Below are 25638 nucleotides of genomic sequence, written 5' to 3' on the forward strand. Positions count from 1 at the left end.
GCCACCCGGGCAGTCAGCAGGCTCCCCCCGGACTTGTCCCAGAGCCCTGGTCTCGCCCTGGTTTCGACGCCATTGAAGTTTGTTACGACACGTCATCAGCGGTTCGCTCTCGCTCGCCTTCCTGACCCACACCTGACGCGATCAAAGCCGCGCCTTTTCCCACAGCGCTCACCACGAACGGCACTTAACCGACGCAGCCTGCGGTGGTTTGGAGCCTCCCCCTGCAGGGCGACCCCGGAGGACCTACCTCCATCTCCTGCACAGCACCGCTTCCGAAAGCTCCTACATCGACGCCTCCTTCAGCGTTCGTGACACACGACCAGCTCAAACGTTCCCGTCAAGAAGGCGGCGGCCACTTTGGCCGGCTGGCCGGTCACGCCTCGACGTCGCTCCTGAGCGCGACCGCGGCGGCGTGCGCTTGGTACAGGCACTCTCAAGAACGCCGGTCGGTCGTGGGCGAGGCCGGGAACTCAGCGACTATTGCTCACCGAATACCCTGTGGCGAGTCGCCGACATCAGGCGTCCCGGGGCAGGACAACCATCGGCACCCGGTCGGGGTGGGCCATCGATGCGGCAGCTTCCCGGGGAGCCTTCGCACCTTCCTCCGGGCGCAGCTTCCAGCGTCCCAGGATGGTTGCCAGCGCGATGGTGGCCTCCGTCCAGGAGAAAGCGTCCCCGATGCACTTCCGGTTACCCGCGCCGAAGGGCATGACGGCCTCCCGCGGGATGCTCCCCCGCCGGTCCGGCAGCCACCGGTCGGGAACGAAAGTGTCCGGCTCGGGGTAGAGCGTCGGGTCCCGGTGCATGGCGTAGAGACTGAAGGCGACCTCGACGCCAGCGGGGATGCGGAACCCGCCGAGCTCGACCGGCTCGATGGTGCGGCGCATCAGCAGCACCACCCCGTGCAGACGGATGACCTCATCCAGCACGCGCTGGATACCGACGAGACGCGGGACGTCGTCGAAGGTGACGGGACGGTTGCCCACGACCTCGTCGATCTCAGCCACGAGCTTCTCTTCGACTTCGGGGTTTGCGGCGAGATGGTGGATCGCCCAGGCGAGGGTGGAGGCCGTGGTCTCTGTGCCGGCGAACAGGATCGTGACCAGCTCGTCGCGGACTTCTTCGTCGGTGAGCGGCTCACCCGTGTCCGCGTCCCGCGCTGCGAGCAGTACCGACAGCAGGTCAGCCTGGTCGCTCTGCCCCGCCTCGCGCGTGGTCGCAACCACCTCGTCGATTACCTGACGCATGCTCGCGGTCGCGTTGTCGAAAGAGCGCCAGATCGGGAGCTTGTCGAGGATCTTCGGCGATGCCGCCCGCACGAGCATGTTCTTCAGAATGATCGGCAGATCCCGTCGCACCGCCTCTACTGCAGGCCGCCCGATGTCGGCAGAGAACAGGGTCGCCGCCAGTGTCTCGATGGCGAACTCGCTCATCGCCTGGTGCACGTCAATGCTCTGTCCGGGCTTCCAGGAGTCAGACAGCGCGCGGGCGCGCTCGCTCATCACCTCCGCGTAACCGGCAAGGCGCTCCTTGTGGAACATCGGCTGCATCAAGCGGCGGTGACGGCGATGGACTTCACCGCCGGCCGTCGCGAGCCCGTTGCCGACCAGCGGGCGTACGCGGTCGAAGAGACGGCCCTTCTCGAAGAAGCGGCCCTGCGTCACCATGACGTCGTTGATCAGTCGGGCGCTGGTGGCCACGTAGATCGGCATCGAACCGATGTCGACGCGGACCAACTCGCCGCTCTCCCGAAGGGATCTGAGAAACGCGAGCGGGTCAGATTTCAGTTTCAGGACGTGCCCGAGGAACGGTATGCCGCCCGGAGCGCGGGGTATGGCCGCCAGCTCAAATGACATGGGGGATCCTTTCACGAGGCGTTCTCTGCGCCGGCCCGCGCGATGCGGCCTGCAGGTGTGGTCTGCGCGGTAGGTGCTGCGGTCGGGAGGACGCCCGAAATGATCAACCAGAGGCATCGTACCCAGGGTTCCCAGCGGTTCCAATGGCGCAGGTGCACAGCCTTGAGACCGCGACGGACCGCCCCGTGCACTTGAGAACGGTGTTCTCATCGACTCGGGACGGCCCGTCGAGTACTTGTGGGCAAACGGTCCTGCGGATCACAGAGTTGTGAACTGCCTGCCCGCGACGTGCTTGGAACACGGTGTGCCGTACGGCCACCCATGCCTTACCGGCAGCTGAGCACGGGCGCGCGTATCAGCGATGGAGCAGCCACCTCCACCACGAGCGGCGGCCGGGAGCCACCGCTGTTGCAGGTCCCGATGACGGGCTGTCCACCGGGACCGAAGGCGGCAGCGGCTGCGACACCTCTCCTGTGGACTGGCCGTCACCGTGCCGAGGCGGGAACTTCACCGGCAGGGATGCCGGTCGCTGGGTCAGCCAGGCGGCGTCGAGCGTGAGCTCAGTGGCGGGGACGGCGAGTTCGAGACCGGGCAGCAGGCCCATCAGGGTGTCGATTCCGGTGTCGGCGATGGCGCGGCCGATGTCCGCTCCGGGGCACTCGTGCGGGCCGCTGCTGAAGGCGAGGTGCGAGCGGTTGCCGTGGACCGGGGCCGACAGATTCGGCCGGATGGCGGGGTCGACGTTGGCGGCCGCGATGCCGAGGAGCAGCAGGTCGCCTTTGTTGATGTGCTGTTCGCCCAGCGTTGTGTTGCCGGTGGCCCACCGGCCCGGGACTACGGCGATCGAGGGGTTGTCCCACATCACCTGCTCCAGGGCGTCGGGGAGCGTCATCTGACCACCGGACAGGCTCCCGCGGAAGCGGGGGTCGGTCAGCATCAGCCGCAGTGTGTGGGCGATCAGGTTCACCGTGCCCTGATGTGCTGCAACGAGGGTGAGTCGTAGGTGCTCGATGATCTCGTTGTCGGTGAGCTTGGGGTCGTGGCCTATCAGCGAGGAGGCGAGATCGCGTCCGGGGTTCTTCTTCTTCCGTTCGACCAGTTCAGCCAGTGTGCGTGTCACGAGGTCGTTGCTGGCAGCTGCGGTGCCCGTGCCCTTCATCAGATCGAGGGTGGGCTCCACCAGGTCCGGGCTCTCCCCGGGCGCCATCCCCAGGAGCCGGGTCACCACCATCATCGGCAACTTCTCGGCGTAGTCCCGGATCAAGTCGGCCTCGCCCTTTGCCGCGAAGGAATCGACCAGCTGCTCGGTGTAGCGCTTCACGTAGCGACGCACACCGTGACGGTTGAACTGTTCGAGACCCGCTGTGACCGCGCCGCGGAGCCGCTCGTGCTCCTCACCGTCAGCGAAGACACACAGCGGCTGCCAGCCCACCATTGGATTGAGCGGCGAGTCGGCCGGGACTCGGTCCCACTGGTTCCATCTCCGCGAGTCGCGTGAGAACCGGGAGGGCGTACGCATCACATCAAGGTTCTCGGGGTAGCCCAGCACCAGCCAGGCAGGCACCTCGACGTCAGCACCGCCGTGGAGCAGTACCGGGGCAACCGGGCCGTACTGCCCGCGGAGTTCCTCGTACAGCCCCTGAGGGTTGGCCTCGGCGTCGGGCCCGTACAGCCGGCGTATCCCTTCGGCGCTCACACCGTGCGCGGGACAGCCGGGGGGCGGCGCCAGCGCGGAACCGTCGTGGGATACGTCTGGGTGCGGGGTGGTCACGTGGCCTCCGAAGCCATGGGGGGAGCTGCCACCGTCACGGATGAGTGTTCCCGGCAGCGCGCTCACGAACGTCTCTGGCGGCGCCGGACCACGGGCCGCATGCCCTGCCGCGGTCCTACAAGATCCTGAGCCGGACGCAGCATATCCCCGCCCCTTCTCCGCCCGACAAGCCGTCAGGCGATTGCAGCGGACCGTGAACTGGTGCCCCTGCGAGGCGAGTTCCAACGCCCTGGTCTCCCAGCCCTCTGGCTCTCGACGACGGGGTAGGCCAGAATCTGAGAGTCGCACCGGCGCGGCACCCTGGAACGCGCCGCAATATGTACCGAAAAGTCAGAGTCCGCTCGAGAACCTGCGCTCATCGGAGGAGCATGATCCCCCTCATCCTCGGCATCGTCCTTCTCGTCATCTTCGCTTTCGTTGCCGTGAAGCAGGTCGTAGTGCCCTCATCGTCCGTTGGGCAGTGCTACGGACGCAGACCCCCAGGCGCAACTCGCCGACACGATAGATCCGAATACCTAAAGCTGCGGGGGCGCCTGAAGCCTGAGAGGGTGGAGACGCGTGCTTCCGGTCGCGGCCGCCCGGCGGTGGCCGCTTGAGAAGAGCCGGTCGCCAGCGGGCGGCATGCGGTACCCGCCGCGTTACCGAGGAATGAGGACCAGCTTCCCCATGGTCGCCCGCGATTCCAGGGCCTGGTGCGAGGCCGGTGCCTCGTCGAGGGCGAAAGCTTGCACCGCGGGCCGGAGCCAGTCGACTGCGGCCTCGGCCAGGACCTTCTCCTCCAGTGCCCGCACTCCGCCGGGCAGAGCGAACAACGAGGGGCCGACACCACGAACCGCGAGGTGATGGCACGGGTGTCCAGCTCTTGATCGGTGAAGGAGGTGAAGGGCGTCGATCATGCAGCGCCTCGGCGCCTCCAACCGCTTCCAGGCTGCTCTGCAGGCCCGCGAACGGGGATGGATCTGAGAGGTCTGTTTCAGGGCCACGTAGGGGGTCAATTCCTCTTGCGCAAGGCAAGACTGAGGGCCACGCCACCAGCAGCGGGTGCAGCCCCGGCCACGGCGGCAGCCGCAGCGGTGACGGCCTTCAACACGACGAGCAATGTGAACAGGACCGCGCACACCCCGGCCGTGGTGATCGCGGCCAGGAGTATGGGACCGACGAAGGAGCGGGGCCACGTCAGTGGTGAGGGCGGCGGCGGGGATTGGCTCGGCGGGGTCGGGCTCACTGGGTACCTGCGACGCATTGTCATCGTTTCCCTTTGACCGATCATGGGGCTGGGATGAGTGATCTGAGAGTTCCATCAGAAGGCCGCGATGTGTGGGCCCCGGCGGCGGCCTGACAGAGCAACCCGGCCGGCCACGGCACGAACATCGTCTGGGCCCAGTCGAGCAACAGGTCCCATAGCATGACCACGACGGTGGCGGACGGAGCGCCAACGCCAGTTCGCGCAGAACAGGGTTGGGCCAGTGGTCCGCGGACTTACCGCCAACTGCCCCCACGATCTTGGTGAGTTCGTCGCGGACGCCGTCAAGAGTCGGTACGGGGTCGGTCTTGCTCACGCCGCGCCTCCCGTGACGCGGCATGACAGGGTGCCCTGATGCGCAGGGGGCAGACGACCGTCACGCTGCGGAAGAGATTCGGCTAACTGGTTTGATCGGGGCCGAAATTGCCTTTCGATGAGGCGAGTAAATCCTCAGATGAGGCAATATTGTGCATATTCATATGTCTACGACGGCTGATGGCGCAGGGCAGCCCGAGCAGCTGGTGGCGCCGCGATCCTCGCGGACGCGCTCCGGAGGGCCGAGCGTGTTGGACTGTGCTGCGGATCCCGATACGGACACGGCCTGGAGCCGGGCTCGGCAGGCCTGCCTTCGTCGCCGGGGGCGGTGTGCAAGTGTTGTCCTCCCGTGGAGAGTGGGATTGCCGCCGACACGCACGCGTCGGAGTCGGGCCTTGCGCGTGGCACTGCGGACTATCTCGCTCCGCACGCTACTGATGAACGGGCAAAGGGCACCCCGGTAAACGCCCCGGGGATAGCCCTAGGCCTCGCCCCTGGGGCGGGACTGTAAATCGTTCGGCTCTGTTCCGTAGTCGGTGGTGACGGTGCGTTCTCCTTATTGCAGGAGGATGCGGTGGCGGAGGAGGTCGAATCCTGCTCGGCCGTGCATCTGCCGCATGATCTTCTTGGTTCGGGTATTGACGCCCTCTGTCCGGCCGTTGTGGTGGGGCAGGGTGAGGCCGGCGTTCACGGCGGCGCGGTCGAGTTCGAGGCCGTTGCAGAAGCTGTGCAGGTGGGGCAGGCCAGCGGTGCGGACTGTGGCGATCCACTGGGTGAGCTTGTCGTCGTTGGCCTGGGCCGGGGTCAGGAGCGCGGCGAACTCGCCGGTGAGCCTGGCGAGTGCGGTCATCTCCGGGCACGCCGCGGTGAGGAGGCCGAGCAGGTCGGTGTCCCTGGTCCACAGGTGCTCGGGGTGGGTGAGCAGGAGCCGGGCGAGGCGGCGGGGGGTTGTCACGGGGCGGTCGCCTTCGGCGCGGCCCTGATTGAGGTAGCGGACCAGCAGGTTGGCACTGCCGGTATAGCCCAGTTCCCTGATCTCGTGCAGGAGGTGCGTGACGGGAACGGCCGGGTTGTCGGACCGGCGCCGGCGCAGGTGGTCGCGGTAGGGGTCGACCAGGGTGGGCCGGTAGCGGGGGGCGATGCGATCCGCGGGCGGTTCGGGGATGCGGGCGTAGCGCTTGACGGTATTCAGGGCGAGGTTCAGTCTGCGGGAGCAGTCGAGCAGGCCGACGCCGGAGTCGAGGAGGGCGTGGACTTTGTGCCAGCGCTCGCGGGTGGTCTGCTCGCGGACGCCGCCGGGCCGGGGCGGGTTGACGGTGGCCCAGCAGGGGGCGTGGGCGCGGACCTCGGCCAGGACTTTGTCGCACAGGTTCCGCCACAGATGCCAGCGGTCGCTGACCTGCACCGCGTCGGGCAGGGCCCGGCGGATCGCCTCGGCGTAGGTGGCCGAGCCGTCCCGGCACACGACTTCGATCCCTTTCTTCCCGCGCAGCCATGCCTCCAATGTGGCGGCTTCGCGGTCGGGCAGGACATCGACGCGTTCCCCGGTCTCGGCATCGATGATGATCGTGGCGTAGCGGTGACGGCGGCGCAGGGCGAAGTCATCGACCCCGATCACCCTCGGGATCCGCACCGCCGGCGGGGGGACCCCGCAGCGCCCGCAGGGCGGTGGCGAACGATACGGGCACGGCCAGTAACCGGGTGAGCCGGGCGGCCGCCCGGCCGCATAACTCCTTGACCACCCCCGAGACCTGGCTGGTCAGACGCGTGGTGCGGCGCTGAAGGCGCTCGATCAGCCCAGGGACTTGCTCGCGGAAGGTCTGCCGCCGACAGCCCAGGAGTGGGCAGACCAGACGTCGTACCCGGACGTTGACCACGACCCGGCGGCCATCGACCGGCACATCCGCAACTGTCCGGACGTGGTATCCGTGCACCTTCCCCGTCGGGACCCCGCACATCGGGCAGGGAAAGGGAACATCCCGGGTCCGGGCCAAGACCCGGATCACCTCGCCGTCGTCCGCCACATCCTCGATGACCAGCGCCGAAAGCCCTGAAAACACCGTTGCCACAAGGGAGTTGACATCTCGCATACAACGTCAACGACGCCCGTCACCTGCCGTCACCACTGACTACGGAACAGAGCCGCTCGTTTGACAGACCCTACGCCTTGGCTGGCGGGGGCCTGCCAGTCAATGGCGTCCCAGCCGGGGTGTCGGCGGTCGTGCCGGATGTGCTCGGCGAGACGGGACTTCCGCCACTCCTGGACGGCCCTGGCACAGTGCTCGGGGGTGGTCCAGCCGGGCATGGCGGTCATGGGCCGCCGCCAGCCGGGCCGAGCAGGAGCGGGAGCCGTGAGATACAGAGGTGGCAGGTCGGTCGGCCGCGAGGGCTCCGTGGCGGCGATGGACTCGATACGGTCCACCAACGTCTCCCGGATCCGTACGACACCCTCCTGCAACGCGGCGCGGACAGCCCCCGCACCGAAGCTCTCCCGGTCCGGCCCCGTTTCCTCCTCGTGCTCCTCCGCGCAAGAGAACTGGCGGCGGCGGCGCTGGCGTTGGCCGCAGTGGAGCTGGGGCCGGCCTGGCTGACGGAGGCCCGGCGCCGCCACCGCGACGCTGGTCACCCCAGAGTCGGCGGAGTCGGAGGCCGCCGCCGACCGGTCGGCCGTCTACGCGCAACCATCCCGCCGTCACATATTGTGTGTTCGGAGCGTACGTAGCCGCTGAGCTGCTCGACCCACGCGCGGCTCTGCCGGACCCGGCAGAGCCGGGTTTCGTCACTGCGAGCCTCGGCTTTCGTTCGGTTGCCTCTCTGGGGGCTGAGATGATGGCGTCCGTTGCGTCCTTGGCCTGAGCAGTTTGAACGGCCGGCCCGCTCTGTCCCGTTCCGTTTGTGGTGAACTCGCCATACGAGCGGACCGGGCGGATCATGAGGCGGCGATCAGTGAGGGCGCGGAGTCTGGCGCAGCGGGCCTATCGGTTCCTCCGATTCGTCTGCCGTGGCCTGGTGGCGGCTTCATCCGAGGGCCAGGCGCAGGTGCGGGTCAACGGAGCGAAGACCTGCGGCGAGAACCGCGCCTCGGGCGACGCTTCGGCCGCGACCGCGAGGGCGTTCATTGGTGAGCAGTCCCCACATTTCCTGGGTGAGGCCCACCGGGTCCTTCGAGATCTCACGCGACCATCGACTACCTGCGTCACAACTCCCGCGCGTCCACCACGAAAGCGTGCCGGCCGAGCTGCGCCTGCTGGTTCGCGGTGACGCGGAGCGCACTTTCGCCTTGGCCGAGCCGGTGCGTCGAATCGCTCAGGCCAGGACGGAGCCGCCGGGCTTCGACTACCACCGCCTGTCGGCCGCCGAGCACCAGTGGATCTTCGACGAGTTGATCGTGCCGTCCTATCTGAGCGACATCACCGCGCAGGAGCGCCCGATGGCGGTGTACGTGATGGGTCCGCCGGGTGCGGGGAAGACGCGGGCGGCCCGTCTGGTCCAGCGCGCCCTGCGCGGCCGGAGGCCGACCCGGATCGTGGGCGACGACTTCAAAGTCTCCCACCCGGACTACCTGCGGCTTCTTCAGGAGTCGCCCCGCACGGCGGGCGCCCGGCCACGGCCGCGTCGGCGACCGCGCGGAAGCACACGTCGTGACCGTCGGCGGTGGTGAACCGGGCTGGGAGACCGTTCCGGCTCACCTCGGCGTAGTGGGCGGCAGTGCCCTGACGGCTGTCCGCCGCCCGCACGCCCAGGAGGACGAGCTCGACCCGGTAGCCAGCCTGATGGGACGCGGCGGCGCTGGACAGGAACTGGGCGGCGCTTCCCGGTGCAGAGGACAACGCGGCCCGGTACGTGGGCCGGGAGGCAGCGAAGTGAACTGGCTGCTGGTGGTCGCCGGAGCGGCGATCGGGGCGCCGTTGAGGTTTCTGACGTTTCTGACCGACCGGGCGGTGCAGGCGAAGCACGACTCGGTCTTCCCCTGGGGCACCTTCACCGTGAACGTGGTGGGCTGCCTGGTACTGGGGCTGGTGACCGGTGCGGTCACGGCCGGAGCCGCCTCCTCGCAGGTTGCGCTGTTCGTCGGCATCGGGTTGTGCGGGGCGTTGACCACGTACTCGACGTTCTCGTACGAGACGCTGCGGCTGGTCGAGGACGGCGCGACGTTCTATGCGGCTGTGAAAGTGGTCGCGAGCGTGGCGGCGGGAGTGGGCGCGGCGTTCGCCAGCGTCACGCTGGCAGACTAAAACTCGGACCAGCCCGTCACGTGCTCGAAACAGCTTATGGTGTTGCGCCCCGCCACGCCGTCGACGCCTCCCGCGCACCAGGAGAAGTCGCGCTGTATTCGCTTGACCCAGTCCCGGGTGCGGGGGCCGTAGATGCCGTCAACGGTGAGTGGATTGCCGTAGCGCCTGTTGATCTGTCTCTGCAGACCTGCCACGCAGTAGTCATTCATCCCGTACCTGAGGTCGTACTCGGGCACCACGTATTGCTCACGACCGGGGATGTACGGGTTGTCGTAGGACGTCAGGTAGCAGATACCCGGAGACGCCTCGGCCGCCGGAGCGGTGGCGAGAAGCGAGGCCGCCGCCAGCACGAACGTCGCACAGGAAGCGGTGATTCGTCGGCTGTGGCTCATCTGCAGTTCTCCACTAATCGTCTTCGGTCGCAGGCGACCGCAGTATGGGACAGCTTCTCAGGGCGTGGAGAACTTCCAACCGGCCCTGTCTCAGCGCCCGTTGTGACTCACCTGGCCGAGGGTATGGCGGCTGCTCCGACTCGGGCAAGGTGGCGGCTTCACCAACACGCGATGCATGGACGGTGCCCTCACCGTGGTGAACGGTGGCTGCGCGCCCCGGAGAGCGACGAACCATCAGGGTTTCCCGCGCCCAAGTGGTCGGCCGGGGGAGGGTACGAGGTCCCCCACGGAGTCCCGGCCGGCAACGAGCTCACCAACACGGTGGTACCCGCGTTCCTTTGTACAGCCGCCGGGGTTCGGGCGGGGTGGGGTATTGGCCTCCACGGCGGGCGCCCGGATCCGGGCCGACTACCAGGCATGGCAGCAACAGGCTGAGGCGTACGTCCGTGCGCGGCGCGGCGATCTGGTCATCGAGATCGCACCGGGAAGCGCCGCCCAGTTCCTGTCCAGCGCCGCCGCGTCCCATCAGGCTGGCTACCGGGTCGAGCTCGTCCTCCTGGGCGTGCGGGCGGCGGACAGCCGTCAGGGCACTGCCGCCCACTACGCCGAGGTGAGCCGGAAAGGTCTCCCGGCCCGGTTCACCACCGCTTCCGGTCACGACGTGTGCTTCCGCGCGGTCGCCGACGCGGCCGTGGCTGCTGAGCATGGCTCGCTGGTCGATTCCGTGGTGGTCATGCGGAGGGATGGGACCGCGGTCTACCGCAGCGAGCGCAGCGCCGACGGGCAGTGGGAGCGTCCGGTCGGCGCCGCTCAGGCCTTGGTGGACGAGCAGCAGCGACCGTACACGCCGCAGGAGGCCGCTCAGTTCTTCGCCGTCCAGAGGCAGCTGCGTTCGGCGTTGCCGCAGTACCGGACCGAGTTGATGGAGATCGCACAGCTGGCCCGGCCGCTGATGCCCATGCAACTGCAGCCGCGCCCGCTTGCCCGTCCCGCAGCGCTGGCGTCGCTGCCCCTCCCGGTGCAGCGACCGGCATCCGGCTATTGCCCAGTGAGCTCCCTGAAACGCGCGTCGTAGTCGGCCGCGATCCGGGACACCTCCTCGGGGCCGGCGTCCTCCAGCGCCCGCTTGTCGGCGGCGCACGCCTGCCGCTCCGCCTGCAGCCGCTCCAGACGGTCCTCGTCGGGTACGGGTGCCCTGCGCTCCTTCAGGATCTGCTCGTTGTACCAGGCGAGCACCCGTCCCACGGTTTCGAGCGCGCCCTCGTAGCTGGCTTCTTGGGGCCCGCCCCGGTCTGCGGGCGTCGGTTCGGGGGAGGCGCCTGCGGGGTTGTCAGGGGCGTGCACGGTAGGACCACCTTCGTTGTTGGAACAATCTGGTCATTGTCCGGCGCCCGGAAATGGCCCGGCAACGCGCCCCCGGCTCCCCTGCCGCCGCACTGGTGCGGCAGGCGTGGCCGGGAATGAGTCAGCGACGGGCTGGGTCGGGGGAAGGTTCGGTAAACCGGCACACTCGGGCGTGTGTTGACGGTCGTTGATCATTTCGGGGGGATGGCGTGACGGGTCGGGATCTGAGGGCGCTGTTCAGCTCGAACGACCGCGGGCTCACTGCGGAAGAGGCGTTCACCAACCGGCAGGCGCAGAGGCAAGCCGTCGCGGGCACATTGACGGAACACCTGCGGCACGTCGCCGACCCAGCTTTCGACGTCGAGGACCTCGAAGCACCGCGGCGCAACGTGATCGTCTTCCACGGTGTCGGCGGCATCGGCAAGACGACACTGTCCCGCAAGGTCGAGGCCACCCTTGCCAACAGCGAACAACGGCCCACCCAGTGGGCCCAGCCCACCTGGCCCAGCGAACGGCTCCTGCCGGTGCGGATCGACCTCGCCCGCTCTGCGGGAACGGATTTCGAACATGTCGTGCTGACGATCCGGCTCGCGCTGGCCGAGCTGGGTCGGCCGCTTCCCGCGTTCGACGTGGCGAGAGCGGGCGGGATCGGTGACGATGCGTCGGCAGGCACGGTCTTCCACTCGGATCACGGGGCGTAGAGAACTCCATGATCTTGGGAGCCCGTGCCTGTCACGTTCCCAGATGGCCGCCGAGTTGGCGGATCGTCACGAACTGGACCTCCTGCAACTACGCCGAAGCCCTGGGACAGGAAGGGCGCCGCCTGGCGGAAGTGGCTGCGGATGTGAGCGACGGTCTTCGGGGGATAAATTGAAGGTTCTGGCAGACCTTTCCGGCGTCGAGTTCATGCACGGCCAGGACATCCGGAAGTCCGCTTCATGACCGGACTGGACAAGCACCGGGCGCACCTGAGGCTGGAGCGCGCCGGGTTACCCGTCCCGGACACTATCCTGCTCGACCTCCGCAGCTCTGCGGCCGCGGCTGCCGCGCTCGCTGAATGGGGGTCGAACTCTGCTCAAGCCGCGACGCGGATCCTTCGGGCAGGGCGTCCTGCAGCCCCCTCACGCCCCGTCTGCAGTCCTCGCTGCAGATCCTCATGACCGACTGGGATTCAGGACGCAGCGGGACACTCGGACGCCGTTCGGTGCGCCGGTGAACCGGTGAAATTCGGGGCGCCACCGCCAGTCGTACGGCCAGTCGTACGTCCGTCCGTGGTGGAAGGCTCCACCATCGAGTCACCAGAGACGGGATGGAGAACCAATGGCGCTGGACCAGCATGAAGCCGCAGCGGCCGAGCCGGTGACCAACAGGCGCATCAGCGCCGGCGTCAGGCTCATGGGCTGGCTGACGACCACGGACCACAAGGTCATCGGCAATCTCTACATGGTCACCGCGTTCGGGTTCTTCCTGCTGGGCGGGGTGATGGCCATGGTCATGCGAGCGGAGCTGGCCCGGCCCGGCATGCAGGTCGTCAGCGCCGAACAGTACAACCAGTTGTTCACCATCCACGGCACCGTCATGATGCTGCTGTTCGCCACGCCAATGTTCGGCGGCTTCGCGAACGCCATCATGCCGCTGCAGATCGGCGCGCCCGACGTTGCCTTCCCACGACTCAACGCGCTCACCTACTGGCTCTTCCTCTTCGGCGGAATCATCGTGGTGTCCGGATTCGTCGTCCCGGGCGGCGCGGCCCACTTCGGCTGGTTCGCCTACGCCCCGCTGAACAGCGCGGTCTTCTCGCCCGGCGCCGGCGGAGACCTGTGGACCATGGGCCTGGTGCTGTCCGGGATCAGTACAACCCTGGCATCGGTCAACTTCATCGCCACGATCGTCTGTCTGCGCGCCCCGGGAATGACCATGTTCCGGCTGCCGATCTTCACTTGGAATATTCTCTTCACCTCGATCCTCGCGCTGCTCGCGTTCCCAGTGCTCGCCGCCGCGCTGCTCGCCCTCGAAGCCGACCGGAAGTTCGGGTCCCATATCTACGACTCCGCCAACGGCGGCGCGCTGCTGTGGCAGCACATGTTCTGGTTCTTCGGCCACCCCGAGGTCTATATCGTCGCGTTGCCGTTCTTCGGAGTGGTGAGTGAGATCATTCCTACGTTCAGCCGAAAGCCCATGTTCGGGTATTTCGGCATGGTCATGGCCACGATCGCCATCACCATGCTCTCAGCGGTCGTCTGGGCCCATCACATGTTCGCGACGGGAGCCGTCCTCCTGCCGTTCTTTGCCGCCATGTCGTTCATCATCGCCGTGCCCACGGGGGTAAAGTTCTTCAACTGGATCGGCACCATGTGGCACGGCAGTATCTCCTTCGAGACACCCATGCTCTGGGCGGTGGGCTTCCTCGTCACGTTTCTCCTAGGCGGCCTCAGCGGGGTGCTGATCGCCTCGCCCCCGCTGGACTTCCACCTCACCGACTCGTACTTCATCGTCGCCCACCTCCATTACGTACTCTTCGGAACGGTGGTCTTCGCGATGTTCGGCGGGTTCTATTTCTGGTGGCCCAAGTGGACGGGACGCATGCTCGACGAACGCCTCGGGCGTATCCACTTCTGGACCTTGTTCTTCGGCTTTCAGACGACCTTCCTGGTCCAACACTGGCTGGGGCAGTCCGGAATGCCTCGCCGCTATGCCGACTATCTCGCGGCGGACGGCTTCACCCTCCTCAATACGATCTCGTCCATCGGCTCCTTTCTGCTGGGCCTGTCGACACTGCCATTCCTGTACAACGTGTGGCGCACCAGCCGTTACGCACCGAAAGTCGAGGCGAACGATCCCTGGGGGTTCGGCCGCTCCTTGGAGTGGGCGACCTCCTGTCCACCCCCAAGGCACAATTTCCTTACTCTGCCCCGGGTACGTTCCGACTCGCCGGCCTTCGACCTGAACCACCCGGAGACACTGGAGAAGGAGAAACCGAGCCTCGGCCGAGGCGGGTCCCCAACCACTCCGGGCACTCCAGAGGAGACGGGCGAATGAAGACCGAGGCCATCCTCTTCGCCGGAGTCGCGGGATTCTTTCTCGTGACCGATGTTCTCTACGCCGTGTGGTCCAAGGATCCAGCCGGTACGGCGGCCCTCACCGTCTCGTTCCTCATGGCGTTGCTGGTTACGTTCTTCTTCGCCACCAACTACCGGAGGAAGGGACTGCGCCCCGAGGACCGCGGGGACGGGGAAATCCATGAGCGATCCGGTCCGGTGGACTTCTTCCCTCCGCACAGCGCCTGGCCGGTGCTGACCGCCGCGGGGTCGGCCCTGGCGGCCCTCGGGGTGGTGTTCGGTCTGTGGCTCTTCCTGATCGGCCTGGGCGTGCTGCTGGCGGGGGTGTTCGGACTGGTCCTCCAGTACGCCCGTCCGCAGGGCTGAGGGGCGGCTCTTCAGTCCTGGCGCTCGCCGGCCGGCTCCGGCGGCGCGCTCCGTTCCGCGATCAGAGACCGTTGCTCTTCCGTGGCGGGCAGCTCCACGATGTCCCCGTAGTACCAGCCGCTCAGCACGGTCCTCAGCCGTCGCCGACGCGAGATCGGGCCCTCCACGGGGAGCTCCAGGGGCGTCGGCACATCACGCATCAGCAGGCGGTAGCGGGCCGTCGGGCTCAGGCCGCGGTGGCCTTCCGAGAGGGCGCCGTACGCCGACTGGGTCACCTGACCGGTTTCCTCGCCCTCGGTCAGCCGGCGGCGGTCCCGCATCTGAAGGGCCAGGCAGAGGCGCTTGGTCACCGCGAAGGCCAGGAGCGGGGCGACGATCAGCGCGATTCTGAGGATCCAGGTCATGGCCTCGATCGAAATCCGGAAGGAGAACGCGACGACGTCATCGCCGCCGGCGACCAGGAGAACGGCGTAGAAGACGATGGCCGCCACGCCGAGCCCCGTACGGGTCGACCGGTTGCGCGGCCGGTCGCACAGATGGTGTTCCCTGCGATCGCCCGTCACCCACTTCTCGAAGAAGGGATAGAGGAACAGCACCGTGAAGACGACGCCGGGCAGCACGATCGCCGGAATGAACACATTCCACATGATGGTGTGGCCCGCGATATTGGTCTCCCACGGCGGCATCAGCCGGAGCGCGCCCTCCAGGAACCCGACATACCAGTCCGGCTGTGCGTTACCGGAGACCAGGTCGGCGCGGTAGGGGCCGTAGTTCCATACGGGATTGATCTGGGCGAGCGCGCCCAGCAAGGTCAGTACGCCGAACACCGCAAAGAAGAAACCGGTGGTCTTGGCGGTGAACTGAGGGAAGGCCGGCGAACCGACGGCATTCTTGTTGATCTTCCCCTGGGCCGCCCAGTGGGTGTGTTTGAGATAGACCACCAGGATGAGGTGAGCGGTGATCAGCGCCACCATCAGGCCGGGCACGAGCAGGACATGCACGATGTACAGACGCGGGATGACGACATTGCCCGGGAACTCTCCTCCGAACACGAACAGCTCCAGGTACGTTCCGACGACCGGGATCGACCCCATGATGGTGGCAGCCGTCCTCAGGCCCGTACCGGACAGCAGGTCGTCGGGCAGCGAGTAGCCTGCGAATCCTTCGAGGAGCGCGAGCACGAACAGTGTGACGCCCACGATCCAATTGGCCTCCCGCGGTTTGCGGAAGGCGCCGGTGAAGAAGATCCGCAGCATATGGACGGCAATCGCGGCGAGGAACACCAGTGCCGCCCAGTGGTGGATCTGACGGATCAGCAAGCCTCCTCGCACGGCGAAGCTGATGTTGAGGGTGGTGGCGTACGCCTGGGTCATCCTCTCGCCCTGAAGGGGCACATAGGAACCGGTATAGACGCTCTCCATCATGCTCGGGTCGAAGAACAGGGTGAGATACACGCCGGTTAGGAGCAGCACCACAAAGGAGTAAAGGGCGATCTCGCCGAGGAGAAAGGACCAGTGGTCGGGAAAGGCTTTGCGCAACAACTGCCTGGCCAGCTCGCTGACAGGCAGCCGCCCGTCCGCCGCACGGTATCCACTGGCCGCCGCCTGCCCGGCCCGGGCCTTCAGCTGCGCCTTACTCCTCCGAAAAGGCATGCACCACTCTCCCGTCGATTCGCCTTCCACCACCCGCACTGCACCCTCATTGTGCCGGTTCGCCCTTTATCGGTAACGCCTTGCTCGAAGGGAGTACGCAAAATCGCGGTATCTACCCCTGATCGGCCGACTCAACCCTGGCGTGCGGGTGGGGCAGGGCGTCGGCGTAGTTGCAGGAGGTCCAGTTCGTGACGATCCGCCAACTCGCCGGCCATCTGGGAACGTGACAGGCACGGGCTCCCGAGATCATGGAGTTCTCTACGCCCCGTGATCCGAGTGGAAGACCGTGCCTGCCGACGCATCGTCACCGATCCCGCCCGCTCTTGACCAACTCCGCGATCGTCCACGGCTCGCACTCGCAGAAGTGCCGGGCCTGCTGGAGCGGCTGGCCGAGGTGCCCGACCCGCGTGATCCGCGCGGAGAAGTTCACCGCCTTCCGCGAGGTCATAGCGAAGTACGCGCCAGTGCCTGCAGAACCCGTGCCCGGCCGTGCCGCGAAGTTGGCGCTGCCCGCGGTCCCGTTGACCGAGAGCGCCTCCCTGCTCGCGTGCGCTCCCGCACTGGGTGTCGCCGTCGCGTCCGAGCGGCCGTTGACGATGGAAGAGCTCAAGCAGGACTTCGGCTTCGTCCTGTACGAGACCGCCCTGCCGGCCGCCGGCCCCGTCCTGCTGGAACTGGAGCAGGTCCGCGACCGCGCCCAGGTCTTCCTCGACGGCCAGCCCGTCGGGGTTCTGGAGCGAGAGAACCACGAGCGGGCCATCGCCTTCACCGTGCCCCGCGCGGGCACCGTCCTCAGCCTGCTCGTGGAGAACCAGGGACGCGTCAACTACGGGCCCGGCATCCACGACCGCAAGGGCCTGCCCGGCAAGGTCCTGCTGGACGGCACGGAACTCACCGGGTGGACCAGTCGGCCCCTGCCTCTGACCTCCCTCGCGGGGCTCCCGTTCGCCGCCACCACGACGACACCGACGGGGCCCGCCTTCCACCGCGGCACCTTCGACGTCACCGAGACAGCCGACACCTTCCTCCACCTCAGGAGCTGGACGAAGGGCAACGCCTGGGTCAACGGCTTCCACCTCGGCCGCTACTGGTCCCGCGGCCCCCAGCGGTCCCTGTACGTCCCCGCGCCGGTCCTGCGCCCGGGCACCAACGAGATCGTCCTGCTCGAACTGCACGCCGCCCACCGGACCCGCACCGTCGACCTGCGGGATACACCGGACCTCGGTCCCACCGAGGAGTAGAGGGGCCGGGAAATGAGTACCTCATCGGCCCGGCGCCGGACGTGTCTCGCCCGATCCCGCGCAGGGCGGCCCCCAGCGCCCCTACGAACCGGACGTCCGGGCCCGCCTACCATCGATGCCCTGTCCATGACGGTCCACCGAGGACGGCGCTGGCCGAGGCGCTCCACTCGTCTACAACGTCGTAGGGGGCCTTGAACGGGCACGCGGTTGTCGACGACATGGTGCGGGAGACGATGCTTCGGGCGCTGGACGGGCTTACCGGGCTGGAAGACCCGGCGCGATTCCCGGCCGTGTCCGCTACTGAGGTGATCCCCGTGGTGTGGACACACCTGACAATGGATCTTGATGGTCCAGGAAGGTGTAGATCTACGTGGCAAGGCCCTCGAAGTACAGTCCGGAGTTCCGGTCCGACGCGATCGCGTTGTGGCGGGCTTCGGCCGGCAGGCGGACGTTCAAGGACGTCGCGGCCGATCTGAACGTCAACCCGGAAACGCTCCGTACCTGGGTGCGTGACGCCGACGGCCGCCCGGCCTCCGCCGCCGCGTCGCAGGGCACTGAGGGCGCGCTGGCCCGGCTGCGCGTGGAGAATGCCCGACTGGCCAAGGCGGAGAAGGAATGGCAGCTGGAACGCGAGATCCTGCGCCGGGGAGCGGCGTATTTCGCCCGGGAGATGAAGTGAAGGCCGCCGCTTGGGACTTCATCTCCGCCCACGCCGAGAGGTTCGGCATCAAGCGAATATGCCGGGTACTGGAAGTCTCCCGCTCGGGCTACTACCGGTGGATTGCCGGCGCCGGCGCGCGGAACGAGCGGCAGGCCGCGGAGGACGCCCTGGTCGAGGAGATCCGCGGGATCCACACCGAACACCGCGGGAACTACGGATACGCGAAGTCACAGTTTCGCTCAGCGCGAAGCTCGGCCACCGAGCCTGAGGAAGTCCCGCTCGGCGTCCGTCGGCGCCAGGGCGGCCGCACGCTCATAGGCGGCCGCGGCCTCGCTGTTCCGGCCCAGTCGTTGAAGCAGATCAGCTCGCGTGGCGTGGAACGGGTGGTAATTGTCCAGGTCCAACTCGTCCACCAGAGCCAGCGCGGCGCAGGGGCCCTGCACCTCACCGATGGCGATGGCGATGGCGCGGTTGAGGGCCACGACCGGTGTGGGAGCGACCGCGAGCAACTGGTCGTACAGGGCGACGATCTGCGACCAGTCGGTCTGCTCGAAGGTCGCGGCGTCCGCATGTACGGCGTTGATGGCGGCCTGGAGCTGATACGGACCGGGTCGGTCGCGGCGAAGGCACCGGCGGACGATCGCTTGGCCCTCCTCGATCAGGGCCCCATCCCATAGCCTGCGGTCCTGCTCGCCAAGCAGCACCAGGGAGCCGTCGGGCCGCCTGCGCGAGGCGCGACGGGACTCGGTCAGGAGCAACAGCGCCAGCAGGCCGTCCACCTCCGGCTCGTCGGGCATGAGCGTCGCCAGGATCCGTGCCAGCCGGATCGCCTCCGAGCACAGACCCCTTTCGGCCGGGCCCGTCAGTTCGGCGTTGTAGACGAGGTAGACCACGGCCAGCACAGGCGGCAGGCGGTCGGGCAGCTCGTGATCCTCCGGCACGCGATAGGGGATCCGGGCGGCCTTGATCTTGTGCTTGGCACGCACCAGACGTTGCGCCATCGTCGCTTCGGCCACCAGGAAGGATCGTGCGACCTCCACGGTCGACAGGCCGCCGAGCAGTCGGAGGGTGAGAGCCACCTGTGCTTCCGTGGAGAGCGCCGGGTGGCAGCAGGTAAAGATGAGGCGAAGCCGGTCGTCCAGCACGGGCCCCGCCTCCTCGGACATGCCGCAATCGTCGTAGCCGCCGGGCGCGAGCACCGCTGCCTCGCTGAGCAGTTCCCGTTCACGCGATTCGCGGCGCAGCCGGTCGATGGCACGCCTGCGGGCGGTCGTCGTGATCCAGCCGCCCGGGTTGGGCGGCAGGCCACTGCCCGGCCAGGTGCGCAGGGCGACGGCGAACGCCTCCTGCACCGCATCCTCGGCGACGTCGATATCGCCGAAGACGCGGATCAGGGCAGCCACAGATCGGCCGGATTCCTCGCGGAAGATCCGGCCGGCCGCGGCCTCGTCGATGACCGGCAAGGTCAGTCTCCCGGCTACGCCGCGAAGCCCGCGAAGGGACGGACCTCGATCGGCGCGTTGATGGCCTCGGTGACCTTCGACGCCCAGGCGACCGCGGCGTCGAGGTCCTCGGCCTCGATGATGTAGAAGCCGCCGAGGTGTTCCCTCGACTCCGCGAAGGGGCCGTCCGTGGTCAGCACCTTGCCGTCGGACATGCGCACGACGGTGGCAGTGTCGGGTGCGTGCAGGCGGCCGGAGAAAACCCAGGCGCCGAGCGACTTCATCTCCTGCTCGATGATGCCGACCTGCTTGTGGGACTGCTGCATCTCCTCGTCGGTCATCGGGGGGCGGGCCTCGCCCTCGACGCTGTGGACGGACAACAGGTAGTGCGTCATGGTGATGCTCCTCGTGATGGGCAGGCACTTCCTGCCTCACCCCACTACGAACGGGCCTCGCCCGCATCGACACGTAGATCCGAGAAAAGCTCGTGCCACCCAAGAAAAGGTCGTGCTCCAAGCCTGCACTGGTCCGGCGAATCACCCAACCCGGTCAGCGTTCATGGTCACCGGATTGGGTGGCTAGTGCTGCACCGCGTTGATTGGTTGAGGGTGTGCGTCCGGTGATGGGGGTTACCACCCGCTTCGGTGGGACCGTCGACAGGGCGTATCTGAGCTGAGGATCAGGTGTCGTACAGGCCGTTCCAGGGGTGATAGAAGCCGAGACGGTCGGGGGAGAACTCGGCCCAGTCATCCCGCTCAGCGCCCTCGACGCAATCGCCGTGGCACTCGAGGGCCAGGCCGTGAAGGGACCCCGCCAACACCTGGAACGGTTTGATGGCGATGTCGCCGCCCCACGTGCTGTGGGCGCATCGTTGGCTGATCGGGGTTCGGGTAGGGCGACGCCCGTGGCGTGCGGCAGTTCCCGTGGCCGGATCTGACAGAAACTGGTCATTGCGGCCGCAGTGACAGGCGGGGAACCATGGCGGCATGCCCGCATCACGCAGAGTCGTCATCGTCGCCTTTCCCGGCGTGGAACTCCTGGATGTCACCGGTCCGGCCGAGGTCTTCTCCGTCGCCTCGGGCATCGCCGGGGCAGACCGTCCCGGCTACCGGGTGGAGATCGCGGCGACTCGGGCCGGCGAACTGCCCACCTCCAGTGGGGTCCGACTGGTGGCCGACGTGGCCCTGGAGGAGGTGGGCGGGCAGGTGGACACCCTGCTCGTGTCGGGTGCGATCAACCTGGTCGACGGTGGCGTCGAACCGGTGACCGACGCTGCTGTCGTCGAGTGGCTGCGTACGGCGGCCCCCCAGGCCCGCCGGACCGCCTCGGTCTGCGCGGGTGCGCATCTGCTGGCCGCGGCGGGGCTCCTGGACGGACTGTCTGCCACCACGCACTGGCTCACCGCCGAGCGGCTCGCCGCCGATTACCCGCAGATCGCCGTCGACCCGGATCCGATCTTCATCCGGGCCGGGCAGGTGTGGACCTGTGCGGGTGTCACCTCGGGGATGGACATGGCCCTGGCCATGGTCGCCGAGGACCATGGCCAGGCTCTGGCGCTCGCCACCGCCCGCATGATGGTCATGTACGTGAAACGTTCCGGCGGGCAGAGCCAGTTCAGCGTGCCGCTCTCTATCCACGCACCCTCGGGCGACCGGATCGATGAGCTACGCCTGTGGATCGCCGACCATCCCGCCGATGACCTGTCGATCGAGACACTCGCCGAGCGGATGCACCTGAGCGTGCGCCACCTCGCCCGGCTGTTCCGGCAGCGCACCGGAAGCACGCCCGCCTCGTACATCGAAGCGGTCCGGGTGGAGACCGCGCGCCGCCTCCTGGAAGAGACCGACCGCAGTCTGCCCGATGTGGCAACCGCGAGCGGCCTCGGCTCCGTGGAGACCCTGCACCGGGCCTTCCGGCGGCGGCTCGTCACCACTCCGGCCGAATACCGGCGCCGCTTCCGGTCCCCGCCCGCTGCCGACACCGTCGGCGCGTTCCCTGACGGCCCTCTCCCCCTGCCCGACCAGATCCCGGCCCCATGACCCGCAGAGAGAGTCCCATGCCGCTGTCCTCGTTCCCCGACTCGCCGCTCGCCCGCGCCGCCGACCAGATGCTGTGCGCCGCGAGCCCCCCGACGCTGGTGGCCCACTGTCACCGCACCTACCGTTTCGGTTCGGCCTTCCTCGAGGGACAACGGCGCGCCTTCGACGCCGAGGCGCTGTTCATCGCCTCGGCCCTGCACGATCTGGCACTCACCGAGGCGTATGACGACCCCCAGACCCCGTTCGAGCTGCACGGAGCCCGGCTGGCCGAGCAGGAGTTGCACTCCCGCGGAGCCCGGCCCGATCTGGTCGGACTGGTCCGGGACGCGATCGCCCTGCACATGGAAATCACCACTGCCGACGACCCCCGGCCGGAGGTGGCCGCGGTCCACCTGGGCGCCGCAGCGGACGTCATGGGGTTGCGCCTGGACCAGCTGCCGCCCGGCCTCCTCACCGACGTGCTCGAACTCCACCCCCGCCAGGGGTTCGCCGCTTTCGTGACCGACGCAGTACGCCGGCAGGCGGCTGCCAAGCCAGACTCGCGGATCGCCCTGCTGATCCGGCACGCCGGTTTCCTGGACCTGATCGCTGCCGCACCGTTCGAGGACTGAACGCACCACAGGCGACTGACGGATCACTCCGTCGATCCTCGACACGACCGGGCCGTACCGGGTGCCGGGGCCGGGCGGCGCGCCGGACTTTCGCGCGCCTCGACCCACAGAAGCCACGCCCGAGCCGAGGCGGAGGCACTTTGGAGGAACCATGTCCCATACGAAGATCATTGCCATGCCCGTCCTGGGAAAGCACGCGATCAATACGTACCTGGTGCTGGGCCGACGCGCTGTCATCGTCGACGCGGGGACACCGGGAAACGGCCGCAGGATCTACGACCAGGTAGCCCAGCACGGAGTGGATCCCCAGGACATCGCTCTGATCGTTCTGACGCACGGTCACATCGACCACTTCGGCTCCGCGACCGAACTGCACCGGCTCACCGGTGCGCCGGTCGCGGGCCATGTCGCCGACCTCGGCCCGTACAGCACCGGCCGTTCCCGCCGGCCGTACCTGCCGACCGGGACGATGGGACGCCTGATGAACAGAAGCAAAGCCATGCACGTCACCGTGGAACGAGTCGAACCCGATGTGCTCGTACGGGGAGAGATGAGTCTGTCCGACTACGGAGTCGAGGCTCGCATCATGCCCACTCCGGGGCACACCGCCGGCTCGGTGTCCGTCCTCACCGACGCAGGCGACCTCGTCGCCGGCGACCTGGTGGCCAACTCCTTCATGGGCCTCATCACCGGCAGGCCCGCCAACCCGCCCTTCCACGACGACCCGCTGCGCAACCTGGCCAGCCTGCGCGAGATGCTCGCGCTGAAGCCGACCAGACTGCACGTGGGCCACGGCACGGCGCTCGATCCCGACCGGGTGCGCCAGTGGGCGGACAGAGAAGAACACCGACTGCGCAAACTGGCGGCGAAGGGCCGCCTGCCTCGGCGAACAGAGCCCGCGAGTTCCCACACGGAGCCCACGACCGGAGCACGATGAGGCCCGTCGCTCCCCGGCCTTCTACGACTGATCGCTCTGCCAGTCAGGTAGAAGCGTCCTGGTGGCCGTCGCTTGGCGAGGTCGATGGCGAAGCCCCAGGTGTGCATGACCCGGCGAAGCGCAGACGGCCCAACGGCAGGCTCTGCCCGCTGGGCAACGTCCCCGCGACGTCGGCAAATCCGGCCCGAAAGCGCACGTCGACACGGGTCAGCTGCGGCCAGCGCGAGCGGGCGTGCTCGTTCAGGCGCTGGCGCAGGTGGTGCGGCATCGACTCCGGCGGGTTCTTCAGCATGGCGCCCATCGGGCCTGCTCCCGCCGGCGTCCGTCATGATCCACTCCTGTCGGTGGGGCGCAGGGGTGGTCGGGATGGCGCGGGCGCAAGCGATGCAGGTGGTGCTGGGAAAGGAGGTGCGCGCGAAGCTGGAACGAACGGCCTCCTCGGCCCGGACCGAGGTCCGGGCAGCACTGCCGTGGCGGCCGCAGAGCCCAGGGAGGTCCTCCAGCTCATCGTCGACGAGCAGGCCGCACGAGAAACGCGGCGTCCCGGACTTGCGGTGCCCAGGTCGACCTCGGTATCACCGTTGCGCTCGACGGTCTTTTTGGACCTTCGGGGATGGTGAACGCCCGGGCGCAGCCGCCCGAGTCCTTGCCGCGCAGCACCAGCGTGGTGGGCACGCCGGACTTCGCGGTGAACTCAGTGGCACGTAGAAGTCCGACACGGTCAGGGTGACGACCTGCTTCCCGGACGCGCCGATACGCACCGGGGCATCGGCCGGCGCTGTGGGCCAACTCGCATTTGGAGCACCTGAACGCACCGCCCCCACTGAATCGAGGGTCAGGGTGCGGATTTCCGGTTCGGCTCCGGCGCCCCCTTCGCCGGGCGGGAATTCCACATGTGGGCCAGCAGCAGGAGAGCGGAGAGGCCGAACAGTACGGCGGTGATCAGTAGCCAGCGGCCGAGAAACACGTCGTCGGGAAGGCCGGTGTACGCGGTGAAGATTTCCACCTGTCCCAGGATCAGGGGAAAGTAGGTCAGGAGCAGGACACCGGACAGGAAGACCGGCACCCGGACGTAGTTGATCCATCCCCGCATCGGCGGGTTGCCGTCGCCCTGAGCGGCAGGTTCTGAGGGGCGGCCAAGGACGGTCTGGGCGGCGCGGTCGGTGAGCGTATAGAGGGGGAGCAGGACCAGGTCGTGCAGGAGAGCTGCTCCGACGAACCACACCACGACCATCCACGGTTGGTCCCCGTCCAGCAGCCGGATTCCCGCATACCCGGTCAGGGCAAAGGAGCACAGCACCAGCAGCAGGTGCAGGGGCGAGGCCCCGTAGCGCGCCCGGAAACCACTCATGCGCCCTCCCCGAAGGTCAGCCGGGTGACCCATTTGGTGTTGTGGACACCTGGGTTGGCCGGAACGATGACCCGAGCCGGGTACCCGTGATCCGGCGACAGGACGGCTCCGTTGACGCGCAGCGCCAGCAGCGAGCGCGCGTCGCGGACCTGGTTGTCGCGCAGCATGGCCGAACGGAAGGCCCCACTGCGCTGGGCGGATTCGACGAACACACCCGGCGCTCGGTCCGCGAAACCGACGACTGCGGCCAGATCGGCCAGCCGCACCCCGCTCCACTCCTGGTCGTCGGTGGACCACCCCTCCACGCAGGCGATGGGCAGCGCCGCACTCTGTTGCGGCAACGCCAGCACCTGCTCGCGGGTGAAAATCCTTTCGCGGCCCCCACCCCGTACGACTAGCCGCCAGCCGGGCCCGATGTCGCGGGCACGGATTCCCACACCCGCCGCGGTCTTGTTGATCTGGAACCCGTTCGGACCCGGCCCGGGTTCCTGGCCGTGCGGAGCCAGCAGGGCAGTGGATCTGAGGGAACCGCCGATGCTCTGCCCGGCCGTCACCGCGAGCAGTACCAGGGAGCCCGCACCCACCATGCCCAGAGCACCCCGACGCGACATCGTCGGCGGGGCCGGGTTCGGGGTCACCAACCCCGTCTCGTCCGCCGGTGCTCCCTGCGTGCGGCCGGCCGGCGTCCGCAGCTCGTCACGGAGGCCCCCGCTGCGCAGTGTCCGGATCACCAGGGGAATACGGAAGGCGATATGCACGACGAAGGCGCCGATGAACAGCCAGGCCCCGTAGAAATGCAGGACGTAGAAGGAGCCGGGAAAGATGTAGTCCAGCTGGACATTGAGCACACCAGTGGCGAACTCGAACAACACCCCGCCCACGAGCAGCAGCAGCGACAGCCGTTCGAGCGCCTGACTGAGTGACCTCACAGGCGGCCAGGCGAACAGCCGGGGAATCACCGACCACAGCTTCGCCAGCAACACCGGGATCAGCACGATGCCGAGCGTGACATGCACGCCCTGGTTGAGGCGGAACAGCCAGTACGGATCGGTTGGCCAGGCGAACAGATAGAAGCCCCTTGAGTTCTATCGGTGGTTGCGAACGCTCCGGAAGGAGAGTGTCC

Annotated in this window: 23 protein-coding genes and 2 pseudogenes; 11 read left to right on the plus strand and 14 right to left on the minus strand. The window is 67.9% G+C overall.

All coding sequences use genetic code 11. The annotated features are described in order from the left end of the window. Window positions 1-515: 515 nt before the first annotated feature. The 5 genes and pseudogenes from SLUN_RS00545 to SLUN_RS00560 all read right to left on the minus strand — a co-directional run bounded on the left by SLUN_RS00545 (window position 516) and on the right by SLUN_RS00560 (window position 7811). Window positions 516-2000 (minus strand): cytochrome P450, encoded by a 1485-nt coding sequence (locus tag SLUN_RS00545; RefSeq protein ID WP_254710033.1) that lies wholly within the window; start codon window positions 1998-2000, stop codon window positions 516-518. 211 nt (window positions 2001-2211) lie between these two features. Then, a complete protein-coding gene (locus tag SLUN_RS00550; RefSeq protein WP_108146669.1) occupies window positions 2212-3627 on the minus strand; it encodes a cytochrome P450 in 1416 nt (471 codons plus the stop codon). A gap of 638 nt (window positions 3628-4265) precedes the next feature. Then, window positions 4266-4439, minus strand: coding sequence for a hypothetical protein (locus SLUN_RS39140; RefSeq protein WP_159100096.1), 174 nt, complete (start codon window positions 4437-4439; stop codon window positions 4266-4268). 1302 nt (window positions 4440-5741) lie between these two features. Continuing rightward, window positions 5742-7275 (minus strand): annotated as a pseudogene (locus SLUN_RS00555) (ISL3 family transposase). Between the two features lie 29 nt (window positions 7276-7304). Further along, window positions 7305-7811: a hypothetical protein gene (locus SLUN_RS00560; protein ID WP_108146670.1), complete on the minus strand. Its 507-nt coding sequence runs from the start codon at window positions 7809-7811 to the stop codon at window positions 7305-7307. 600 nt (window positions 7812-8411) lie between these two features. On the opposite strand from SLUN_RS00560, the gene SLUN_RS40600 reads away from it, so the two are divergent. Beyond that, complete coding sequence (locus SLUN_RS40600; RefSeq protein ID WP_257153616.1) at window positions 8412-8846, plus strand: zeta toxin family protein; 435 nt, start codon at window positions 8412-8414, stop codon at window positions 8844-8846. Between the two features lie 202 nt (window positions 8847-9048). Further along, window positions 9049-9420, plus strand: coding sequence for a fluoride efflux transporter CrcB (crcB, locus tag SLUN_RS00575; RefSeq protein ID WP_108146672.1), 372 nt, complete (start codon window positions 9049-9051; stop codon window positions 9418-9420). Here the strand turns inward: crcB and SLUN_RS00580 are convergent. Then, window positions 9417-9812: a peptidoglycan-binding domain-containing protein gene (locus SLUN_RS00580; RefSeq protein ID WP_108146673.1), complete on the minus strand. Its 396-nt coding sequence runs from the start codon at window positions 9810-9812 to the stop codon at window positions 9417-9419. The genes crcB and SLUN_RS00580 overlap by 4 nt on opposite strands. A gap of 373 nt (window positions 9813-10185) precedes the next feature. Here SLUN_RS00580 and SLUN_RS00585 point away from each other — a divergent pair, with 373 nt between their 5' ends. Further along, complete coding sequence (locus tag SLUN_RS00585) at window positions 10186-10887, plus strand: zeta toxin family protein (RefSeq protein ID WP_254710034.1); 702 nt, start codon at window positions 10186-10188, stop codon at window positions 10885-10887. Here the strand turns inward: SLUN_RS00585 and SLUN_RS00590 are convergent. Further along, complete coding sequence (locus SLUN_RS00590; RefSeq protein ID WP_108146675.1) at window positions 10851-11156, minus strand: hypothetical protein; 306 nt, start codon at window positions 11154-11156, stop codon at window positions 10851-10853. The two genes, SLUN_RS00585 and SLUN_RS00590, sit on opposite strands and share 37 nt — an antisense overlap. Window positions 11157-11365: 209 nt before the next feature. Between SLUN_RS00590 and SLUN_RS00595 the strand changes: the two genes are divergently transcribed. From SLUN_RS00595 to ctaF, 3 genes are all read left to right on the plus strand, one after another. Next, on the plus strand, window positions 11366-11857 hold the full coding sequence (locus tag SLUN_RS00595) for a hypothetical protein (RefSeq protein ID WP_306610643.1): 492 nt from the start codon (window positions 11366-11368) through the stop codon (window positions 11855-11857). Between the two features lie 619 nt (window positions 11858-12476). Next, entirely contained in the window at window positions 12477-14195 is a 1719-nt protein-coding gene (gene ctaD / locus SLUN_RS00600; RefSeq protein ID WP_108146676.1) for an aa3-type cytochrome oxidase subunit I, read from the plus strand. After that, window positions 14192-14581 (plus strand): aa3-type cytochrome oxidase subunit IV, encoded by a 390-nt coding sequence (gene ctaF / locus SLUN_RS00605; protein ID WP_108146677.1) that lies wholly within the window; start codon window positions 14192-14194, stop codon window positions 14579-14581. The genes ctaD and ctaF overlap by 4 nt, the downstream gene beginning before the upstream one ends. A gap of 11 nt (window positions 14582-14592) precedes the next feature. Here ctaF and qcrB read toward each other — a convergent pair whose 3' ends face one another. Beyond that, on the minus strand, window positions 14593-16233 hold the full coding sequence (gene qcrB / locus SLUN_RS00610; RefSeq protein ID WP_108146678.1) for a cytochrome bc1 complex cytochrome b subunit: 1641 nt from the start codon (window positions 16231-16233) through the stop codon (window positions 14593-14595). Window positions 16234-16556: 323 nt separating this feature from the next. On the opposite strand from qcrB, the gene SLUN_RS00620 reads away from it, so the two are divergent. Beyond that, window positions 16557-17474 (plus strand): glycoside hydrolase family 35 protein, encoded by a 918-nt coding sequence (locus tag SLUN_RS00620; protein WP_175303076.1) that lies wholly within the window; start codon window positions 16557-16559, stop codon window positions 17472-17474. 370 nt (window positions 17475-17844) lie between these two features. Next, entirely contained in the window at window positions 17845-18153 is a 309-nt protein-coding gene (locus SLUN_RS00630) for a transposase (protein ID WP_159100098.1), read from the plus strand. Window positions 18154-18374: 221 nt separating this feature from the next. Here the strand turns inward: SLUN_RS00630 and SLUN_RS00635 are convergent, their stop codons facing one another. The 3 genes from SLUN_RS00635 to SLUN_RS39150 all read right to left on the minus strand — a co-directional run bounded on the left by SLUN_RS00635 (window position 18375) and on the right by SLUN_RS39150 (window position 20394). Next, window positions 18375-19598: an RNA polymerase sigma factor gene (locus SLUN_RS00635; protein ID WP_108146681.1), complete on the minus strand. Its 1224-nt coding sequence runs from the start codon at window positions 19596-19598 to the stop codon at window positions 18375-18377. Window positions 19599-19612: 14 nt separating this feature from the next. After that, window positions 19613-19972: a YciI family protein gene (locus tag SLUN_RS00640; RefSeq protein WP_108146682.1), complete on the minus strand. Its 360-nt coding sequence runs from the start codon at window positions 19970-19972 to the stop codon at window positions 19613-19615. 284 nt (window positions 19973-20256) lie between these two features. Further along, on the minus strand, window positions 20257-20394 hold the full coding sequence (locus SLUN_RS39150) for a hypothetical protein (RefSeq protein ID WP_159100099.1): 138 nt from the start codon (window positions 20392-20394) through the stop codon (window positions 20257-20259). A gap of 169 nt (window positions 20395-20563) precedes the next feature. Between SLUN_RS39150 and SLUN_RS00645 the strand changes: the two genes are divergently transcribed. The 3 genes from SLUN_RS00645 to SLUN_RS00655 all read left to right on the plus strand — a co-directional run bounded on the left by SLUN_RS00645 (window position 20564) and on the right by SLUN_RS00655 (window position 23164). Then, complete coding sequence (locus SLUN_RS00645; protein ID WP_108146683.1) at window positions 20564-21616, plus strand: GlxA family transcriptional regulator; 1053 nt, start codon at window positions 20564-20566, stop codon at window positions 21614-21616. Beyond that, entirely contained in the window at window positions 21613-22227 is a 615-nt protein-coding gene (locus tag SLUN_RS00650; RefSeq protein ID WP_254711068.1) for an HD domain-containing protein, read from the plus strand. The genes SLUN_RS00645 and SLUN_RS00650 overlap by 4 nt, the downstream gene beginning before the upstream one ends. 151 nt (window positions 22228-22378) lie before the next feature. Further along, window positions 22379-23164: an MBL fold metallo-hydrolase gene (locus SLUN_RS00655; protein ID WP_108146685.1), complete on the plus strand. Its 786-nt coding sequence runs from the start codon at window positions 22379-22381 to the stop codon at window positions 23162-23164. A 43-nt stretch (window positions 23165-23207) separates the two neighbouring features. Here SLUN_RS00655 and SLUN_RS00660 read toward each other — a convergent pair whose 3' ends face one another. From SLUN_RS00660 to SLUN_RS00670, 3 genes and pseudogenes are all read right to left on the minus strand, one after another. Further along, window positions 23208-23465 carry a hypothetical protein gene (locus SLUN_RS00660; protein WP_108146686.1) on the minus strand — a complete coding sequence of 86 codons (258 nt, stop codon included), beginning with the start codon at window positions 23463-23465 and terminating at the stop codon, window positions 23208-23210. A gap of 534 nt (window positions 23466-23999) precedes the next feature. Beyond that, window positions 24000-24515, minus strand: a complete 516-nt coding sequence (locus tag SLUN_RS00665; RefSeq protein ID WP_108146687.1) for a hypothetical protein — start codon at window positions 24513-24515, stop codon at window positions 24000-24002. Next, window positions 24512-25591, minus strand: a pseudogene (locus SLUN_RS00670) (molybdopterin-dependent oxidoreductase); the annotation flags it as partial. The gene SLUN_RS00665 and the pseudogene SLUN_RS00670, both read right to left, overlap by 4 nt. Window positions 25592-25638: the final 47 nt, after the last annotated feature.

This window comes from Streptomyces lunaelactis (assembly GCF_003054555.1).
In the GTDB taxonomy this organism is placed as follows: Bacteria; Actinomycetota; Actinomycetes; order Streptomycetales; family Streptomycetaceae; genus Streptomyces; species Streptomyces lunaelactis.

What these genes read in the sequence shown, in the direction of transcription:
- ctaF (WP_108146677.1), top strand. Translation starts at nt 14,192, where the DNA reads ATGAAGACCGAGGCCATCCTCTTCGCCGGAGTCGCGGGATTCTTTCTC.
- SLUN_RS00660 (WP_108146686.1), bottom strand. Translation starts at nt 23,465, where the DNA reads ATGGGCGCCATGCTGAAGAACCCGCCGGAGTCGATGCCGCACCACCTG.
- SLUN_RS00640 (WP_108146682.1), bottom strand. Translation starts at nt 19,972, where the DNA reads ATGACGCACTACCTGTTGTCCGTCCACAGCGTCGAGGGCGAGGCCCGC.
- SLUN_RS00580 (WP_108146673.1), bottom strand. Translation starts at nt 9,812, where the DNA reads ATGAGCCACAGCCGACGAATCACCGCTTCCTGTGCGACGTTCGTGCTG.
- SLUN_RS00655 (WP_108146685.1), top strand. Translation starts at nt 22,379, where the DNA reads ATGTCCCATACGAAGATCATTGCCATGCCCGTCCTGGGAAAGCACGCG.
- ctaD (WP_108146676.1), top strand. Translation starts at nt 12,477, where the DNA reads ATGGCGCTGGACCAGCATGAAGCCGCAGCGGCCGAGCCGGTGACCAAC.
- SLUN_RS00645 (WP_108146683.1), top strand. Translation starts at nt 20,564, where the DNA reads ATGCCCGCATCACGCAGAGTCGTCATCGTCGCCTTTCCCGGCGTGGAA.
- SLUN_RS00650 (WP_254711068.1), top strand. Translation starts at nt 21,613, where the DNA reads ATGACCCGCAGAGAGAGTCCCATGCCGCTGTCCTCGTTCCCCGACTCG.
- qcrB (WP_108146678.1), bottom strand. Translation starts at nt 16,233, where the DNA reads ATGCCTTTTCGGAGGAGTAAGGCGCAGCTGAAGGCCCGGGCCGGGCAG.
- SLUN_RS00665 (WP_108146687.1), bottom strand. Translation starts at nt 24,515, where the DNA reads ATGAGTGGTTTCCGGGCGCGCTACGGGGCCTCGCCCCTGCACCTGCTG.